3 protein-coding genes are annotated in these 2,381 nt (G+C 49.4%); 1 reads left to right on the forward strand and 2 read right to left on the reverse strand.

The features are described from left to right. Positions 1-257 precede the first annotated feature (257 nt). Both LZF95_RS26165 and LZF95_RS26170 read right to left on the reverse strand, forming a co-directional pair. Entirely contained in the window at positions 258-1,379 is a 1,122-nt protein-coding gene (locus LZF95_RS26165) for an IS91 family transposase (RefSeq protein WP_233758447.1), read from the reverse strand. Beyond that, on the reverse strand, positions 1,376-2,005 hold the full coding sequence (locus LZF95_RS26170) for a tyrosine-type recombinase/integrase (protein ID WP_233758448.1): 630 nt from the start codon (positions 2,003-2,005) through the stop codon (positions 1,376-1,378). The genes LZF95_RS26165 and LZF95_RS26170 overlap by 4 nt, the downstream gene beginning before the upstream one ends. A 69-nt stretch (positions 2,006-2,074) precedes the next feature. On the opposite strand from LZF95_RS26170, the gene LZF95_RS26175 reads away from it, so the two are divergent. Next, a complete protein-coding gene (locus tag LZF95_RS26175) occupies positions 2,075-2,242 on the forward strand; it encodes a hypothetical protein (RefSeq protein WP_233758449.1) in 168 nt (55 codons plus the stop codon). Positions 2,243-2,381: the final 139 nt, after the last annotated feature.

The raw sequence follows: 2,381 nt of genomic DNA on the forward strand, positions 1-2,381 counted from the left end.
AACAACTAGGTTTCCGTTGCGTGCGAAGCACGAACGATGAAACCGATGTTGCACGGAACCGGTGAGGTTCTTATGGGGATTGAGTTAGGTTTTCAGGAGTTTTATAAAGGAGCTATTACCCCAAAAAATCAGAGGCATATCTGATTGGCCTCAAAAAAGCGGTGTTTGAATAATTTCTTTGCCCTTCCAGTAATTCTTTGGAAGGGCTTTTTTTGTGGCTTGGACATAGGTTTCCATGCCTGATAAAAATTCAGGAATTACAATTGGTTTGGGACAGAAGAAAAGGCTGTGTTGGGTGGCCCTCTTTTGGGCAGGCGCTGAATGCTCACCATAGTTTCCTTCTGGCAGCAGGCACAGTACCGGGGATTATATGTTTCCAACACTCTGGGTTCCGGTTCGGGAATGGTTAGGCCAATTCCCCGGTGGATCAGCGAGATCGTGACCTGCTTAGCAGAGCTTCCCAAAATACCGAAGTGCCTAATCCTCACCAATCCTTTGGGCAGGATATGCAGGGAAAATCGCCGGATAAACTCCAGATTGTCCAGAGTCATCTCCAGCTTCTGGGCTCCCTGACGGTAATCTTTGTAACGGAAGGTGATTTTTTGTTCGTCTATATCCAAGATCCTATGGTTGGAGATGGCCACCTTGTGCGTGTATCTGCCCAGATATTCCAGCACCGCTTTGGGATGGCCAAAGGGCCGCTTGGCGTACACCACCCAGTCCTTTTGGAATAATTCGTCGACTAATTCCTTTGCGGGTTGAAGCCTGGATTTGAGTGCCCGTACATACTTTGCCCTGAACACTTTGCTCATCGCTTTGACCGGGAATAGATACTTACCCTGGGTTTTGGCAGTCTTCCACTTTTGGTTTTTGGCCAGCCCTCCTCCCGGTACGATGCAGTGCAGATGGGGATGAAGTGACAACGTCTGTCCCCAAGTATGGAGAATGGCGATCATTCCTGGCTTCGCACCTAGATGCTTTGGGTCTTTGGCAAAGCATGCCACCGTCTTCCATGCCGCCTCAAACAGGCTGTCATACACCGCTCTGGGTTGATACATTGCCAGTCGGTTCAGGGTGTCCGGTAAAGTAAACACGACATGGAAGTAAGGAACCGGAAGTAACTCCGCTTCCCGTTTGGCAATCCAATCCTCCCGGTTTTTGCCCTGGCACTTCGGACAATGCCTGTTTCTACAGCTGTTATAGCTGATTCTGACTGTACCACATTCTGTGCATGCATCGACGTGTCCACCGAGATCTGCAGTACGGCAGCGTTTCAGTGCGGACAGGGCCCGCAGCTGCCAGCGGTTGATCTGGGGATGCTGTTCTACTTCTATCCAGTGCTGTCTGAGTACCTGTGCCACCTCGAAGGGGGCTTTCACTTTCTGGACAGATAGAGCCGATCCAGCGGACTGAAGGCACGGCATTTTTCAGTCTGGGCAACATGTAAATAGACCATGGTAGTGTCAATGCATTCGTGCCCCAGTAGATCTTTAATGGTGAGAATATCCAGTCCCTCTTCCAGCAGGTGGGTAGCATAGGTATGGCGTAGGGTATGCACATTCATCGGCTTGAGAATACCGGCTTTCTTTTTGGCCTCATCCACCGCCCATTGCACACCACGTTGGGAGTAACGTCCGTCAAAGTCTCCTCCGGCACGGCCGATGATCTGCCCGCCTTTACTGTTGAACAGCCACTCAACGGGTTGCTCTGCTTCCAGGTAAGTCTTAATCCCGCGGATCAGGATATCTGCCAGCGGAACGTAGCGGTCTTTCTTTCCTTTGCCATCCTTTACGTGAAGCATCTTTCTGTCAAAATCCAGATCGGCAATCCTGAGATTCCTGACCTCAAAGCAGCGGAGTCCACAGCCGTAAAGCAAGGCTATCAGGATGCGGTGTTTGAGTAGTTTGGGGGCTTTAAGGAGTTTGCGCATCTCCTCCTGGCTGAGCACGACCGGAAGCTTCTTACTCCGTTTTATGGTTGGTAATTCGATCTGTTTGTCCTTCATCCCTTCGATGCGATAGGCGAAGCGAAGGGCATAGACGGTGAACTTAAAGTAGGAATCCGAAGGGGTATTATGACTGCGCTTGACCAGATGCAGGTAATCGTTGATCCGTTCCGGGTCAACTTCGGTAGGCAGTTCATTGAAGTGGATAGCAAGTTTGGCCAGATGTCTGGCATAGTTGGAAAGCGTGCTTTTGCTTTTGCCTGCAACGACAACTTTTTGTTCAAACTTGGCCAGTAGTTCGGCAAAACCTGCTACATTAGAACAGGCAGTCTGGATGAGGTTTTCCTTTTTTTTTCATGATTGATAAGAGTTAATAAATGATCTAAAAAGTTACCTCTTTCTGGCTGCTCTTGAAACTACCGCAGGTTTAGTGCAA

Origin of the sequence: Algoriphagus sp. AGSA1 (assembly GCF_021390545.1) — a bacterium.
Taxonomy (GTDB): Bacteria; Bacteroidota; Bacteroidia; order Cytophagales; family Cyclobacteriaceae; genus Algoriphagus.